The organism is Pseudoalteromonas sp. P1-30 (genome assembly GCF_001400005.1).
Lineage (GTDB): Bacteria > Pseudomonadota > Gammaproteobacteria > Enterobacterales > Alteromonadaceae > Pseudoalteromonas > Pseudoalteromonas atlantica.
In genome coordinates this window covers 26,494-42,358 of sequence record NZ_LKBC01000018.1, presented here as the reverse complement: position 1 = coordinate 42,358, position 15,865 = coordinate 26,494, and the positions used below count along the sequence as shown (strand labels likewise).

General features: G+C 41.7%; 11 protein-coding genes. 3 read left to right on the top strand and 8 right to left on the bottom strand.

Features of this window, described 5'->3' with window-relative positions:
• Positions 1 to 30: 30 nt before the first annotated feature.
• The 3 genes from AN395_RS17910 to AN395_RS17900 form a co-directional block, all read right to left on the bottom strand.
• Positions 31 to 645, bottom strand: a complete 615-nt coding sequence (locus AN395_RS17910; RefSeq protein WP_024032141.1) for a YigZ family protein — start codon at positions 643 to 645, stop codon at positions 31 to 33.
• Positions 646 to 731: 86 nt separating this feature from the next.
• Complete coding sequence (gene pepQ / locus AN395_RS17905; protein ID WP_004588047.1) at positions 732 to 2,054, bottom strand: Xaa-Pro dipeptidase; 1,323 nt, start codon at positions 2,052 to 2,054, stop codon at positions 732 to 734.
• Between the two features lie 184 nt (positions 2,055 to 2,238).
• A complete protein-coding gene (locus AN395_RS17900; protein ID WP_054983822.1) occupies positions 2,239 to 4,125 on the bottom strand; it encodes a transglycosylase SLT domain-containing protein in 1,887 nt (628 codons plus the stop codon).
• A 295-nt stretch (positions 4,126 to 4,420) separates the two neighbouring features.
• On the opposite strand from AN395_RS17900, the gene fadB reads away from it, so the two are divergent.
• The 3 genes from fadB (at position 4,421) to tusA (ending at position 8,243) form a co-directional block, all read left to right on the top strand.
• Complete coding sequence (gene fadB / locus AN395_RS17895; protein WP_054983821.1) at positions 4,421 to 6,580, top strand: fatty acid oxidation complex subunit alpha FadB; 2,160 nt, start codon at positions 4,421 to 4,423, stop codon at positions 6,578 to 6,580.
• A gap of 4 nt (positions 6,581 to 6,584) precedes the next feature.
• Entirely contained in the window at positions 6,585 to 7,754 is a 1,170-nt protein-coding gene (fadA, locus tag AN395_RS17890) for an acetyl-CoA C-acyltransferase FadA (protein WP_004588050.1), read from the top strand.
• Positions 7,755 to 8,003: 249 nt separating this feature from the next.
• Positions 8,004 to 8,243: a sulfurtransferase TusA gene (gene tusA, locus AN395_RS17885; RefSeq protein ID WP_004588051.1), complete on the top strand. Its 240-nt coding sequence runs from the start codon at positions 8,004 to 8,006 to the stop codon at positions 8,241 to 8,243.
• Between the two features lie 448 nt (positions 8,244 to 8,691).
• On the opposite strand, the gene AN395_RS17880 is transcribed toward tusA, so the two are convergent.
• From AN395_RS17880 to recF, 5 genes are all read right to left on the bottom strand, one after another.
• Positions 8,692 to 9,141 (bottom strand): hypothetical protein, encoded by a 450-nt coding sequence (locus tag AN395_RS17880; protein WP_054983820.1) that lies wholly within the window; start codon positions 9,139 to 9,141, stop codon positions 8,692 to 8,694.
• 72 nt (positions 9,142 to 9,213) lie between these two features.
• Positions 9,214 to 11,283: a glycine--tRNA ligase subunit beta gene (gene glyS, locus AN395_RS17875; RefSeq protein ID WP_054983819.1), complete on the bottom strand. Its 2,070-nt coding sequence runs from the start codon at positions 11,281 to 11,283 to the stop codon at positions 9,214 to 9,216.
• Positions 11,284 to 11,285: 2 nt separating this feature from the next.
• On the bottom strand, positions 11,286 to 12,188 hold the full coding sequence (gene glyQ / locus AN395_RS17870; protein ID WP_004588055.1) for a glycine--tRNA ligase subunit alpha: 903 nt from the start codon (positions 12,186 to 12,188) through the stop codon (positions 11,286 to 11,288).
• 140 nt (positions 12,189 to 12,328) lie between these two features.
• A complete protein-coding gene (gyrB, locus tag AN395_RS17865; protein ID WP_029772815.1) occupies positions 12,329 to 14,755 on the bottom strand; it encodes a DNA topoisomerase (ATP-hydrolyzing) subunit B in 2,427 nt (808 codons plus the stop codon).
• Positions 14,756 to 14,767: 12 nt separating this feature from the next.
• Positions 14,768 to 15,862: a DNA replication/repair protein RecF gene (gene recF, locus AN395_RS17860; protein WP_054983818.1), complete on the bottom strand. Its 1,095-nt coding sequence runs from the start codon at positions 15,860 to 15,862 to the stop codon at positions 14,768 to 14,770.
• Positions 15,863 to 15,865: the final 3 nt, after the last annotated feature.

Here is a 15,865-nt window from a genome sequence, read left to right as displayed (position 1 = left end):
TTAGTAAATATAAGTGTGTAAGTTATTGTCTTACTCTTTGATAGTTAACTCAACTGCGCCATGGCTTAAATCAAAAATATCTTTAATGGCCTGTTTTGCTTGGCGGCTATCAATAGTAATAACCCATTCAATATTAGCAGTAAATTGTTTTTCTATATTAAGTACTTGATAATTGGTTTTTAACAATTGCTCTATTGCGCCCTGCATGCTGTATTCACTTTGGCCTACAATCTCGATACTCGGTACTTTAGTCACCGTTTTTAGCTGCGAAAGTGCATTATTAAGCGACCCACCATAGGCACGCACTAACCCACCGGTGCCCAGCTTTATACCGCCAAAATAACGGGTGACAACCGCAGTAATTTCGCCAAGTCCAGAACCCACCAGCACATTAAGCATCGGCTTTCCTGCGGTACCATTTGGCTCGCCATCATCAGAAAAACCATAAACATGGCTTCCGCCTGGGTTACCCGCTACGTGCGCCCAACAATTATGACGAGCATCTGGGTACTTTTCTTCAATGCTTTTAATAAATGCTTTAGCAGCCTGTAGGTCTGGCGTATGCGCGATATGAACTATAAAGGTGCTTTTTTTAATTTCTTCTTGATGAAACACATCATCGGCGGGGTATTTATATTCAGACATAATTAAAGCTCAATTAAAAATGGGGCCAAAAGGCCCCTTTGCATTCGCGTATTTTAGCGCGTATTGGCGAGCTCGTCTTTATTAGCTTAGTCGAGCGCTAAATCACGAGTCATATTTTCTAGGCTGTCTTCGTGAACAATAATATTGTCTTCAATACGAATACCGCCGTATGGTTTTAACGACTCGATTTTTTCCCAGTTAATAAACTGCTTACTGTCGGTTTGCGCTAAATCACCTAGTAATGAGTCTATAAAGTAAAGCCCTGGCTCAATAGTAAACACTTGGTTTTTCTCTATTTTACGAGTACAACGCAAGAATGGGTGCCCTTCTGGCGATGGCTGGTGGGTGCCTTTATCATCACGCATAAAGCCGCCCATATCGTGCACTTGTAAACCAAGGTGGTGGCCCAAGCCATGAGGGAAAAATGTTGAGGTAATTTTACGTTCCACAATTTCTGTTGCAGGTAAGTTTACAATATTGAAGTCGCTAAGAATTTGCGCAATACGGTTATGGCAATCAACGTGTAAATCGCCATATAACATGCCAGGCTTTAATGCGTTGCCTAGCTCAATTTGTATTGCCGTCATAGTTTGTACTAGCTCAGCAAACTCGCCCTGCTTTTTAAAATCGTACGTACGGGTTATATCTGCGGCATACCCATTAAAGTTTGCGCCAGCATCGATTAAAAACGAATTATGAGTAAGCGGTGCTTTTGGCTCAAAATGCGTGTAATGCAAAATAGCGCAGTTTTCGTTAAGCGCTACTATGTTGCCATACGGCATTTCGTTTTCGCTTTGGCGTGTAGCCATAAGGTACGCTTGCTGAATATCAAATTCGCTACCACCATTATAAAACGTATCGCGTGCTGCTTTATGTCCATCTACCGCGATGCGGTTGGCTTGGCGTAAACATTCAAGCTCGTACTGCGTTTTATAAGCGCGGTTATAATGAAAATAGTTAAGTACTGGCTCAGGGTTCATAATACTAAAGCCAAGCGCTTGCGCTACCTCTAGGTATTCGCCCATGTAAGCGTATTTAGCTTTATCGTAAGGTAATAGTTTTTCAACTTGATCAGGCTGTAGCAATAATTCTATATCAAAGTACTCAGCCCAAAAATCACGCGGCTCATCTGGCACTTTGTGCCAAAAATCAACTGGGCGGTAAAAAATAAGCTTAGGTTTATCGCTACCATTTACCACAATCCAACAATGTGGATTATCAATAACAGGAAGCCATGCTTTAAAGTGTGGATTAACTTTAAATGGGTAATACATGTCGTCTAAAAACTGGCGCTTAGCTTGGCCTGAGTGAATAACTAAACCCTCGAGCCCTTCACGGTCACAAATTGTACGCGTACGTTGTTGTAATGTGGCAATATGCTCTGCATATAAAACGGCTAATTTATCCATTGTTAATCCATCTGTTAAATTTAACTTGCTTTGAGTCTACCACTTAAACGTAAAGCGCTCAAAAAAGGGGGATATTTAACATGTAAATATCCCCCTAATACTTATACCCATCGTGTTACGTTATTAGCCCTTTATTTAGCACGCTAGAATGGCTAAATATTTTAGGCAATTAGTATTACATAATTTACCCGCCCATTTTCATGTTGAGTAACGGCGCGAGCACGTTTCCTTCTCGGCCCATCCGGGTGTGATAAACCTGGCGATAAGCAAACACATTTTTTACGTAATCTCGCGTTTCTCTATACGGGATCAGCTCAACCCATAGCTCTGCTGGTATGGCTTCGTCAGGTAACCAACGTTTAATACGATGATAGCCTGCGTTATAAGATGCCGTAGCAAGTATTTCATTCCCTTTGTTTTTCTTTTTTAAGTACTGCAAGTAACTAGTACCTAAGCGTATATTGGTTTTAGGTTGGTACAAACGCGTACTCGATACCCTTGCTTTATTAACGTATTCTGCCGTACTAGGGAGCAATTGCATTAAACCACGCGCATTTGCATGCGAACGCGCATCTGGTGCAAACGAGCTTTCGCGCCGTGCAATTGCAATACTCCACGCGGGGTCTATTTTGCTGCGTTTACTGTAGCGCTCAAATATATCTTGAAATGCAAACGGAAAACGCAGTTCAACATAATCCCATGCTTTAATTTTAGCTAACGTGAAAATAACGTTATCGTGCCAATTGTTTTGCGCTGCAACCTTTGAAGCAGCTAGTTTTTCTTCATCTGTAGAGGTGTTCGTTAAGTAATTCCATTCTCGGCGTGCAGAGGTAAAACGCTCGAGTTCGTAAAGTGCTTTTGCACGTTTAAAGCCCGGCGCATTCTTCACCTTCTCTACTAATTTTTGATCAACCTGCAAAGGCTGATTATTTAAATCAACTGGCAGCCCTAATCGTGCCGCCGCTAAAAAACCATAGTAATCGCGGTTAGCGGCCACTTTAGTCCAAATTTCGTCTGCTTTTTGTTGCTCGCCTCGCTTAGCATAGCTATAAGCAAGCCAATATTGCTGACCTAAACTTAAATCGTCTTTACCTGTAAAAAAAGCCGCTATGCCTTCCCAGTCTTGGGTTTTAAGCATATTACCAAGTTGCCACTGAATTAACTTTCTGTCTTGTCGCGCTTTTGGCACCTTATTAAGCCAAAAACTGGCCTGTTTATGCCCACTTGAAGCAAGTGATAAAGCAAACGTGTAATATAAATCTGCTTTTTCTTCATCGCTGTAGGTAAACATTTTTTCTAGCTTTTGCCAGGCTCTTAAAGCCAGCGCTTTATCGCGCCAAATTAAACGCTTAACACCATAAATGGCTATTTGCGCTTCTTTTGCCGACTTAGTTTTATAACGATACAAGCCTGCTGCCGCACTAGGGTCGCGGCGTACTTTTAAATATAAATCGGCTAAGTAACGCTCGTTTTTAGGTAACAACGTTTTTAAATAAGGGAGTAAACTTTGCGTACCGCCCTGCGCTGCAAGGGTTATGCGCTTCCATACAAGCTCATTATTTAAATAGCCTTTTTTGCGCCAAAGCGAAAATAGCGGGTCGCATTCATTCGGTTGCGACTTACCCACCGTCCATAAATCGGTAACCTGATTAAAAATGGCTTTTTCTGGCGCCCCTAAATCAAGCTGAAAATCTAAAAACGTGCATGTTAGCGCTGCGTTAGACGTTTCTCGGTAGTTTTTTATATAAGCTGCTTTTTTATTGTTTTTTTCAAGATACTCTAACCACGCTTTGCGTACCGGCCACTCAAGCGGGGTATGTTCATAAATGGTTAGGTAATCTTCTATTTCGCTTTGGTATTTAAAATTGGGATGGCGTTGCCAATATGTTTTTTCGACATACGGCTTTAGCGGGTGGTCTAACCCGTTTATTGCTTCTTTAAAGTCTTGGTAGCTTCCATAGCGCACTTTTTTTTCAGCATCTAAAAACGCGTCATTATCGATACTCGCTTGGGCAGAACTAAAAGGAAGAATAAAGGCAGCTGCCACAGCGCTTAATAAAATTTTTTTCATAATATCCTTTAGGTTTAACGACCTGTCAGGGTTAATAATTTCCAGTTTGAGACACTAAAACAATAATGAGAGTGCCTTTAATAAAGTATGAACAACATTTAATTTACGCACTCATAATAATTAATGAGTACCTTTAGCATATTCCAGTACACCTTAGCACCAAACCAGCTATATTTTAACCAACCGTTTGTAACCGAGTTAAATTTTTCGTTGCATTTTAATTTTAAAGCAAGCACACTGGTCGAAATGCAAACTCATCGTACCAGTCTTAGTTCGTCAACTAGGGAGAATAATAATGTTATATAAAAGCGATTCCTTTGAAGTTAGCTTCCTAAAGGAAAACATCGCCGAGTTTAAGTTTTGTGTTGCAGGTTCTGTAAACACACTATCTCAGCAAACTCTTTCAGATTGTGCAGCAGCATTAAAAGAATTAGCGTCTAATTCTGATATCAAAGGCATGATTTTTACCAGTGATAAAGATCACTTTATTATTGGTGCAGATATCTTCGAATTTTTACCAACATTTACTAAACCAGAAGAAGAATTAGTAACGTGGATCAAAAACGCAACCGACGTTTTTGACGCAATCGAAGACTTACCATTCCCAACTCTTAGCGCTATAAATGGCTTGGCACTTGGCGGCGGCTGTGAGTGGGCACTTGCTACCGATTATCGCGTTGCAAGCGAAACCGCTAAAATGGGCTTACCAGAAGTTAAACTAGGTATAATGCCTGGTTTTGGTGGCACAGTGCGCTTACCACGCATTATTGGCGCAGATAACGCCATGCTTTGGATCACCTCAGGCAAAGAAAACCGTGCCGCTGACGCCCTAAAAGTAGGTGCGTTTGACGCGGTAGTTAGTGCTGACAAACTTTTAGAGTCAAGCCTAGCAACACTTGAATTAGCAATTGCCGGCAAGCTAGATTGGCAGGCAAAGCGCGATGTTAAACTTCAGCCACTTAAATTAAACCGTGTTGAGCAAGGCATGAGCTTTGCAATGGCAGAAGGTATGGTAATGGGTAAAACCAAAGGCCACTATCCTGCTCCGGTTATGGCAGTTCGCACTATTAAAGCAGCGGCCAACTGTACTCGCGATGAAGCAATGGCAATCGAAAATGCTAACTTTGCAAAACTTGCGCGTACTAATGAAGCTGCAGCGCAAACCGGTATTTTCTTAAATGACCAGTTTATTAAAGGTAAAGCACGTAAGCTTGCTAAGCACAGCGATGTAGAAATTAAACAAGCGGCTGTATTAGGCGCTGGTATTATGGGCGGCGGTATTGCATACCAGTCAGCTTATAAAGGTACCCCAATTGTAATGAAAGACATCCAACAGGACGCGCTTGATTTAGGTATGGGTGAAGCATCTAAACTACTGGGTGCAAAAGTTAAACGCGGCCACATGCCTATGGAAAAAATGCTGGCAACGCTTAGCAAAATTAAGCCAACGCTTAACGATGCAGACCTACAAAACGCCAACATTATTGTTGAAGCGGTTGTAGAAAATCCTAAAGTTAAGCAAGCGGTATTAGCTGACCTTGAAAAGAACATGCCTGAAGGCACGGTACTTACATCAAACACATCGACTATTTGTATCGACTTACTTGCAGAAGCGTTAGAAAAGCCAGAAAACTTCTGTGGTATGCACTTTTTCAACCCAGTGCCAAAAATGCCATTAGTAGAAATTATCCGTGGTGCAAAAACCTCCGATAAAACAATTAATGCAGTTGTTGATTACGCTCTTAAACTTGGCAAGTCTCCAATTGTTGTAAACGATTGCCCAGGCTTTTTTGTAAACCGTGTTTTATTCCCTTACTTTGCAGGCTTTAGCAAATTAGTTGTTGAAGGCGCTAACTTTGCAAAAGTAGATAAAGTAATGGAAAACGTATTTGGCTGGCCAATGGGCCCGGCTTACCTGCTTGATGTTGTAGGTATTGATACGGCGTATCACTGTACTGGCGTAATGGCTGACGGATTCCCTGAGCGTATGGCACGCGCAGAAAAAGATCCGGTGACTGTTTTTGCTAACGAAAAACGTTTTGGTCAAAAGAACAAAGCAGGTTTTTACAAGTACGAAATAGACCGTCGTGGTCGTCTTAAAAAATCAAGCGATGCAACAGCAGTTGAGCTACTAGCGCCAATTACTGATGCACCTAAAGAATTTGATAAACAAGAAATTATCGACCGTTGTATGATCCCAATGATCAACGAAGTACTACTTTGTTTACAAGAAGGCATTGTTGCTTCTCCTCAAGAAGCTGATATGGCCCTTGTATACGGCGTTGGTTTCCCTCCATTTAGAGGCGGCGCGTTCCGTTACTTAGATCAAACAGGTTTAGCTAACTTTGTTGCAGCAGCAGACAAATATGCTCACCTAGGTGCGATTTACCAAGTATCAGAGCAAACTCGCAAATGGGCCGAAGAAGGTCGTGTTTTCTATAAGGTGGAAGGTTAATATCATGAATAATCCAGTAATTGTAGATTGTATCCGCACACCAATGGGTCGCTCAAAAGGCGGCGTATTTAAAAACAAGCGTGCGGAAGATTTAAGTGCTCACCTTATGAAAGGGTTATTAGAGCGCAACCCAGCAGTTGACCCTGCATCAATTGACGATATTTATTGGGGCTGTGTACAGCAAACATTAGAGCAAGGCTTTAACGTTGCACGTAACGCATCACTGCTTGCGGGTATTCCACATTCAGTACCAGCTACAACCGTTAACCGTTTATGTGGCTCGTCAATGCAAGCATTGCATGACGCAGCACGCGCTATTATGACAGGCGCTGGCGACACTTACCTTATTGGTGGTGTTGAGCACATGGGTCACGTACCTATGACTCACGGTAACGACTTTCACCCAGGCTTAGCAACTTCAATTGCGCAAGCATCTGGCTCTATGGGTTTAACTGCAGAATACCTTGCTACTATTCACGGAATTAGCCGCCAGCAGCAAGACGAATTTGCATACCGCTCACATCAACGTGCACATGCTGCAACAGTTGAAGGCCGTTTCCGCCGCGAAATTTTAGCAATGGAAGGTCACGCAGCTGATGGCTCTTTAATTTTAGTTGAAGATGATGAAGTAATTCGCCCTGAAACAACGGTTGAAGGTTTATCTCAGCTTCGCCCAGTATTTAACCCTGCCTCTGGCTCGGTTACTGCAGGTACATCTTCTGCACTTTCTGATGGCGCATCAGCCATGTTAGTAATGAGCGAAGAGAAAGCAAAAGAGCTTGGCTTACCAATTCGTGCACGCGTTAAAGCAATGGCTGTTGCCGGTTGCGATCCATCAATCATGGGTTACGGCCCAGTACCAGCAAGTAAAAAAGCACTTGCACAAGCTGGTATTACTATTGATGACATTGACGTAGCAGAGCTTAACGAAGCATTTGCAGCACAATCACTGCCTGTACTTAAAGACTTAGGTTTAGCAGACGTGGTTGATGAAAAAGTGAATTTAAACGGCGGCGCAATCGCACTTGGCCACCCACTAGGTTGTTCAGGTTCGCGTATTAGCACCTCGCTTATTCACTTAATGGAAGACAAAAATGCAAAATATGGTCTAGCAACTATGTGTATTGGTTTAGGCCAAGGCATTGCGACTGTATTTGAACGTGTTCAAGACTAATCATTAGCTTAAACATGTAAACCATCTTGGTGATTAAAAAGGCGAACTAGCGCAAGTTAGTTCGCCTTTTTTTATGCCACCAGCTTATTGCTGATATGAATAATGTGTTCGGGTGTATTAAATTTAAACCAGATTATTTTTTACTGTATTACGCTTACCCGTTATATGCAAAACAGTTAACCAAACAGATTAATTGCGCTAAACTACCCGACCAAACCAAGCCGCGACTATTTTTACAGGTAACTTTTTATGAGCTTTGATAATCCCGATCACCAATTAGACGCCATGGGCCTACGCTGCCCAGAACCTGTAATGATGTTACGCGCTGCAATTCGTAAGATGAACGACGGTGAAACGTTATTAATTACCGCTGATGACCCATCAACCACTCGCGATATTCCAAGTTTTTGTACATTTATGGATCACACGCTGGTGGCTACAGACGCCGATGAAGCACCTTATAGGTATGTGGTGAAGAAAGGGTTATAGGTTTGAAAGTTGGTTTAGTAAGTTGGGTTATTTTTGAATATTTAACGCATCGTTAAGAACTTAAACCAGATGTAGGTTGGGTTGAGTTTTACGAAACCCAACGTATTTGATAACCAGCAGCACAGTTTTATTCGCAGCATATGTTGGGTTTCGTTTCACTCTACCCAACCTACTTAAAATCTACTTACCTATTATCGCGCTTTTGGTTTACGACTGTAATTAATACTAACTAAGCTCATTAATTTGATTGTATATTTATAGCAATCAATAAAAATTATTATTGATGTAGGTTGGGTTGAGTTTTACGAAACCCAACGTATTTGATAACCACCAGCACAGTTCTATTCGCAGCGTATGTTGGGTTTCGTTTCACTCTACCTACAACATCCTTGTCATAAATCTATAAGCCCACTCGGGCAGCTAAAAGCTGACAGCTCCCAACTAACAGCTATCTCTTAGTAATCGTCACTTTCGGCTCATCATAATCACTGTAATCAATACTTACTATGTATGTGCCTTTTATTGCAGGTGAGTAACTGAAGTAATTATAAATAGTATTACAGTCTGCAAGTACGGGTTGGCCGAGCGTTAGTTTTTGCCCTGCTGGTTGGGCATCGCTGTAGCCGCAGTTGTAGCCTTCACTAAAATCGGCATCGGCTATTTTAAATTCGTACACTTTACCTGGCGTACTAAATTTAACTTCTGCTTGGTAAAGCGCGCCGCCTACTGGCATAAACTGGTACTGAGGCTCTGCATCCCAAAGCGTAAAATCGCCTCTTAGGTAAATTGTTTTATCCAGCTCTTGCTGCGGCAGTACGTCGTTAATAGACACTTGGCTAGTACACGCTGTGAGTAAGCCGGCAATGGCAAGCGTTAAAATTCGTTTCATTGGCATCATTAATGGGTTTCCTTCGTTCTGTTAAAACTAAAAAGCCAGCAATACGCTGGCTTTTTATTGGCTTAAGCGGTGTTATTTTTGTAGTACAGATATATCTGCAATATCTAAAAATAAGCGGCTTAACTGGCTTAATAGTGCGAGGCGATTTTGCTTTACAGCTTCATCGTCGGCCATAACCATGACGTTGTCAAAAAAGTTATCAACACTTTGGCGAATACCTGCCAATTGGCTTAATGCCTCTTGGTAGTTTCCATCAGCGTAAAGTGGTGCAAGCTCAGTCGCAAATTTTGCTACTTGTGATGCTAATACTTTTTCAGCGTCGTCGCTTAATAGGCTCTCATCAACATCACCTTCGGTGGTAATGTTATTTTTAGCTAGTATGTTACCTACACGCTTATTCGCTGCTGCAAGCGCTTCTGCGGCGTCTAACGTACGGAAGTGGCTTACTGCTTTAACACGGCGGTCAAAGTCAGTAGGTTTAGTAGGACGACGTGCCAGTACTGCCTGAATAACATCTACTTCAATGCCTTCGTCTTGATACCATGCGCGGAAGCGCCCTAGCATAAAGTCAAATACGTCGGTTGATACATTTAGGTTAGTAAGCTTTTCGCCAAACAGTGTTTGTGCTTTTGCTACTAGGTCTAAAATATCAAGCGGTAGCTCTTTTTCTACCATGATACGCAGTGCACCAATGGCAGCACGACGAAGTGCAAATGGGTCTTTGTCACCTTTTGGTGCTTGGCCTATACCAAAAATACCCACCAGCGTATCAAACTTATCTGCAATTGCTACTGCACAGCTGATTAGGTTTGTAGGTAAATTGTCGCCCGCAAAACGCGGCATGTATTGCTCGTTTTGTGCAATAGCTACATCTTCTGCTTCGCCATCAAAGCGTGCATAGTGCATACCCATTACACCTTGCACGTCGGTAAATTCCATTACCATTTCGGTCATTAAGTCTGTTTTACTTAATAGGCCAGCACGTTTTGCAAGGTCTTTGTCGGCACCTAGTTGCTCTGCAATGTAGCCGGCAAGTTCGCTAATACGTACAGATTTATCTTTAAGCGTACCTAACTGCTTTTGGAATAAAACAGTATCAAGTGATTCTAGGCGGCTTTCTAGGGTTTTCTTTTTATCTGTTTCAAAGAAGAACTGCGCATCGGCTAAACGTGGGCGCACTACTTTTTCGTTACCAGATATAACCACACTTGGATCTTTACTTTCGATGTTAGATACAAACAAAAACTTATTTAAAAGCTTGCCGTTTTGATCTAATAGCGGGAAGTATTTTTGATCGTCCTTCATGGTGTAAATTAGTGCTTCGGCAGGTACATCTAAAAATGCTTCTTCAAATGTTGCCGTTAACGTTACTGGCCACTCTACTAATGAAGTAACTTCTTCTAATAAGTCTTCATCCATTGCAACAACCGCATTCACTGCGCTTGCCGCTTCTTCTATTTGTGCACGGATTTGCGCTTTACGTTGTTCGTAATCAGCAATAACGTAGGCTGATTTTAATACGTCGAACACGTCATCTGCATGGTTAATGGTGATTTTTTCTGGATGATGAAAACGGTGGCCTTGTAACTGATTAGTTACTTGCTTACCTAAAATTTCGCCTTCAATAAGTTCATCACCAAATAAAATAGTTACGGTATGAACTGGGCGAATAAATTGTGTTTTATTCGCGCCCCAACGCATTGGCTTAGGTATTGGCAGCTTTGCTAACGCCTTTGCAATGGCATCGCTCATCAGCGTTTTGGTTTCTTGTCCTGCTACTTTAGCAATATGTAAAAGCCAAGCGCCTTTATCGGTCTCAAGAGTTTGTGCTTCACTTACGTCAATACCACAACCACGTGCCCAACCCATTGCTGCTTTAGTTGGGTTACCTTCGCTATCGAACGCTGCTTTAGTTGCAGGGCCACGCTTTTCTACTTCTTTATCTTGCTGCTTTGCTTCAAGCGCTTTTACTTGTAAACCTAAACGACGAGGCGATGCATACCAGCTTACGCCTTCATGCCCAAGCTCTAGTGTTTCAAGCTCTGCAGTTAAGTTTGCGGCAAAGGCTTCTGCTAATTTGCGCAGTGCTTTTGGTGGCAGCTCTTCGGTGCCAATTTCTACTAATAAATTTTGTGCTGACATGCTTACTTATCCTTACACAGCGGGAAACCAAGCGCTTCACGTGCATCGTAATAACTTTGTGCACACGCTTTTGATAACGCTCGAACGCGTAAAATATAACGCTGACGTTCGGTTACTGAGATTGCATGGCGCGCATCGAGTAAGTTAAACGCGTGCGATGCTTTCATTACTTGCTCGTAAGCAGGCAGTGGTAAATTTGCTTCAATTAGCTTTTGGCTCTCAGCTTCACACTTATCAAACTGTGCGAATAAGTCATCTACGTTTGCGTGTTCAAAGTTGTAAGTAGATTGTTCTACTTCATTTTGATGGAATACATCGCCGTAAGTTACACGCCCTAATGGACCGTCTGCCCATACTAGATCGTAAATACTGTCTACGCCTTGAATGTACATTGCTAAACGCTCTAGGCCGTAAGTAATTTCACCGGTTACAGGAGAGCACTCTAAGCCCCCTACTTGCTGAAAGTAAGTAAACTGCGTTACTTCCATACCGTTTAGCCAAATCTCCCAACCTAAGCCCCATGCGCCTAGTGTTGGTGATTCCCAGTTATCTTCTACAAAGCGTACTTCGTGCGTTAGGGTATCAATTCCCATCGCTTCTAGTGAGCCTAGGTAAAGCTCTTGAATGTTATCTGGTGATGGCTTTAAAACTACCTGAAATTGGTAGTAATGCTGTAAGCGGTTTGGGTTTTCGCCGTAGCGGCCATCGGTAGGACGGCGACACGGTTGTACGTATGCGCTCGACATTGGCTCAGGGCCAATAGATTTTAAGAATGTTTGCGGGTGAAATGTCCCTGCGCCCACTTCCATATCAAGTGGTTGAATAATGACACAGCCTTGCTGCGCCCAATAATCCTGTAAAGCCAGGATCAAACCTTGAAAGGTTTTAACGTCATATTTTTGCATATTTGGCTTTTTACTATCTGAAAGTAGCGTGAAAATTACCCTCAGTATACCTTGTGCACACGCAGGTTTTAAGCAGTTTGTGCGGTTGTTAAAATAAAAAAGGAGCCATTAGGCTCCTTTTAAGATGTAAGTATAATTTTTTACACGTCTAAGTTAACTACGCGAAGTGCGTTGGTTTCTATAAACTCACGACGAGGCTCAACTTGATCGCCCATTAATGTTGCAAACAATTGATCTGCCGCTACAGCATCTTCAATTGTTACTTGTAACATACGACGAGCTGAAGGATCCATTGTGGTTTCCCACAGTTGGCTAGGGTTCATTTCGCCTAATCCTTTATAGCGCTGAATGTAGATCCCGCGCTTAGATTCTGCGATCAACCATTCCAAAGCATCCACAAAGTTATCAACAGGTTTTGTTTTCTCACCACGTTGAACATATGCGCCTTCTTTTAAGATGTTTGCGATCTTCGTGCCAGTAACAGCAATGCGTTGGTAGTCACGTGAGGCAATAAAGTCGTAATGTAATACGTGTGCTTTATCCACACCATGCTGACGAATATTCACAACCGGGAAGTACAAGTTGCGCTCCGCATCATGCTCTGTTCCAGCGTGGAAAATTGTCGCATCTTCATCACGTTCAACTAAGTCGTCAACTAGCTCTTTCGTCCACTCAATTACTTTAGCTTCGTTAGATAAGTCTTCTACTTTTAACTCGCTTTGGTAAATCAAACGTTCCATTACCGTGTTAGGGTATTTACGTTTTAAGCGCTCAATGACTTTAACTGTGTTTTGGTAATCTTGTACTATTTGCTCAAGCGCTTCACCTTCAATTGCACTTGCATCTTCGCTTGTGTAAAGCGCTGCATTATTTAGTGCAAGTGATGTTAGGTAATCTACTAGTGCAGGATCGTCTTTAATATAACGCTCTTGCTTACCTTTTTTCACTTTATAAAGTGGCGGTTGTGCAATGTAAATATAACCACGCTCAACAATTTCTGGCATTTGGCGATAGAAGAATGTTAGTAGCAATGTACGAATGTGAGAACCATCCACGTCCGCATCGGTCATGATAATGATGCTGTGGTAACGTAGTTTTTCTGGGTCATATTCATCACGGCCAATACCACAACCTAGGGCTGTTATTAGCGTCGCTACTTCTTGTGAAGAAAGCATCTTATCAAAGCGTGCTTTCTCTACGTTCAAGATTTTACCTTTAAGTGGTAAAATTGCTTGGTTTTTACGATTACGACCCTGCTTGGCTGAACCGCCAGCTGAGTCACCCTCCACTATGTATAGTTCAGATAATGATGGGTCTTTTTCTTGGCAGTCAGCTAATTTACCAGGTAAACCTGCTAAATCCATAGCGCCTTTACGACGAGTCATTTCACGGGCTTTACGCGCCGCTTCACGTGCTCGTGCTGCATCAATAATTTTACCAACAACAATTTTGGCATCCATTGGGTTTTCTAATAAGAAATCAGAAAACTTTTCAGCCATTGCTTGCTCAACCGCAGATTTAACTTCGCTTGATACTAGCTTGTCTTTAGTTTGTGATGAGAACTTAGGATCAGGTACTTTAACACTTACAACCGCTGTTAAGCCTTCACGCGCATCATCGCCCGTTGCATTACTGGTTGTTTTAGCTTTTTTGTTAAAGCCTTCTTTTTCCATGTAGTTATTAAGTGTACGTGTTAGCGCAGATCTAAAGCCGGCTAAGTGAGTACCACCATCACGTTGTGGAATGTTATTAGTAAAACAGTAAATGTTTTCTTGGAAGCCATCGTTCCACTGCATTGAAACTTCAACGCTAATCCCATCTTCTTCACGCTCGTGAGTAAAATGGAATACACCTTTATGTACAGGTGTTTTATTGCGGTTTAAGTATTCAACAAACGCTTGAATACCGCCATCATATTTAAAGTGGTCGGTTTTATTTTCTTCGCGTTCATCAGATAAGATGATGCTTACACCAGAGTTCAAAAACGATAGCTCGCGTAAACGCTTAGCTAAAATATCATAATGAAAATCAAGGTTTGTAAATGTTTCGCCACTTGGCCAAAAACGCAGTTCAGTACCCGTAGTGTCAGCATCGCCAATAACAGTTAATGGAGCGTTAGGTACGCCCATGCTGTAAGTTTGCTCGTGCAATTTGCCTTCACGACGAATAGTAAGAGTTAGTTTTTCTGATAATGCATTTACTACCGATACACCAACACCGTGTAAGCCACCTGATACTTTATAAGAGTTATCATCAAACTTACCACCGGCATGAAGTACCGTCATGATAACCTCGGCAGCAGACACACCTTCTTCTTCATGGATAGAAGTTGGGATACCACGACCGTTATCTCTTACAGAGACTGAACCGTCTAAGTGAATCGTTACATAAATATCATCACAATGACCTGCTAAGGCTTCATCGATAGAGTTATCAACGACCTCAAACACCATGTGGTGTAAGCCTGTGCCATCATCGGTGTCCCCTATATACATTCCAGGACGCTTTCTTACTGCGTCTAATCCTTTAAGTACTTTAATACTCGACGAATCATAATTCTCAGACATGGTTAATCCCACTTATCTTGTTATTAGGTTGCCATGTTTCACGTGGAACATTTGTAGTTCTCGTTGCATGGGTTCCACCACAGCAGAAATACTTTCAGACAAAATTGAAGAAATAAAAATTTGAGAACTGCAATGAGCCAATAATTGTCCCACTTTCTCTTTTGTATCTTCGCCTAACTCTGAAGGTAGATCATCTATTAGCAATATAGATTGCTTATCTGTCTCTGACTCAATTAAACTATTTTGCGTTACTTTTAACGCATAAAGCAATAACTTCAATTGACCGCGTGAAAACGTATTCTCTACGCTGTTGCCAGCGACACTAAAACTAAAATCGGCCTTATGAGGGCCTTTACTTGTAAAACCTTGGCGAGCGTCTCGCTCAAAGTTTTGCTCTAATGCATCACTTAAAGACTCACTGCCTTTCCAGCCTGCATTAAAGTTGATTTCTAAATCGCGTATAAGCGTTAATTCTGCACACATTTTATCAAAAAACTGCTGCTTAAACCTACTTATATACGCCATTCTTAATTTATTTATTTGTTCTGCCAGTCTAACAAATTCTTTGTCCCAAAACCTAATTTGGTCAAAATAATTCTTTGGCTTACTTTTTAATAATGCATTGCGTTGTTTAAGCACTTTATTAAACGATTGCCATAAATAAAAAAACTCATGTTCCACGTGGAACAAACCCAAATCTAAAAACTTACGTCGCTCTTTTGGGCCACCAAAAAACAATGAATAGCTTTCGGGTGTAATAATTTGCACAGGCATTAACTGTGCAAGTTCAGAGATTTTTCTACTGGCTTTGCCTTGTATTTTTAAATTAGTTTCACCACTTTGGGTTTTACTAATCCCAATAGGAATAGACAAGTCGTGTAGCGCTTTGCGGCCGTGTATTACAAACTGATCTTGCTGATGTTGAATAATACTTTTATGTTTAGGTGTTCGAAAAGATTTGCCGTGAGAAAGGTAATAAATAGCCTCTAAAAGGCTGGTTTTTCCGCTGCCGTTTTCACCATAAATTATATTAACGCCGTTGACTGGTTCTAGCGTCAGTGCCTCAATATTACGAAAATACTTGAGGCTCAAGTGACTTAAACTCATTTA

Excerpts from the sequence above, each read along its gene's own strand:
- AN395_RS17910 (WP_024032141.1), bottom strand. The coding sequence starts at position 645 with ATGTCTGAATATAAATACCCCGCCGATGATGTGTTTCATCAAGAAGAA.
- pepQ (WP_004588047.1), bottom strand. The coding sequence starts at position 2,054 with ATGGATAAATTAGCCGTTTTATATGCAGAGCATATTGCCACATTACAA.
- AN395_RS17900 (WP_054983822.1), bottom strand. The coding sequence starts at position 4,125 with ATGAAAAAAATTTTATTAAGCGCTGTGGCAGCTGCCTTTATTCTTCCT.
- fadB (WP_054983821.1), top strand. The coding sequence starts at position 4,421 with ATGTTATATAAAAGCGATTCCTTTGAAGTTAGCTTCCTAAAGGAAAAC.
- fadA (WP_004588050.1), top strand. The coding sequence starts at position 6,585 with ATGAATAATCCAGTAATTGTAGATTGTATCCGCACACCAATGGGTCGC.
- tusA (WP_004588051.1), top strand. The coding sequence starts at position 8,004 with ATGAGCTTTGATAATCCCGATCACCAATTAGACGCCATGGGCCTACGC.
- AN395_RS17880 (WP_054983820.1), bottom strand. The coding sequence starts at position 9,141 with ATGATGCCAATGAAACGAATTTTAACGCTTGCCATTGCCGGCTTACTC.
- glyS (WP_054983819.1), bottom strand. The coding sequence starts at position 11,283 with ATGTCAGCACAAAATTTATTAGTAGAAATTGGCACCGAAGAGCTGCCA.
- glyQ (WP_004588055.1), bottom strand. The coding sequence starts at position 12,188 with ATGCAAAAATATGACGTTAAAACCTTTCAAGGTTTGATCCTGGCTTTA.
- gyrB (WP_029772815.1), bottom strand. The coding sequence starts at position 14,755 with ATGTCTGAGAATTATGATTCGTCGAGTATTAAAGTACTTAAAGGATTA.
- recF (WP_054983818.1), bottom strand. The coding sequence starts at position 15,862 with ATGAGTTTAAGTCACTTGAGCCTCAAGTATTTTCGTAATATTGAGGCA.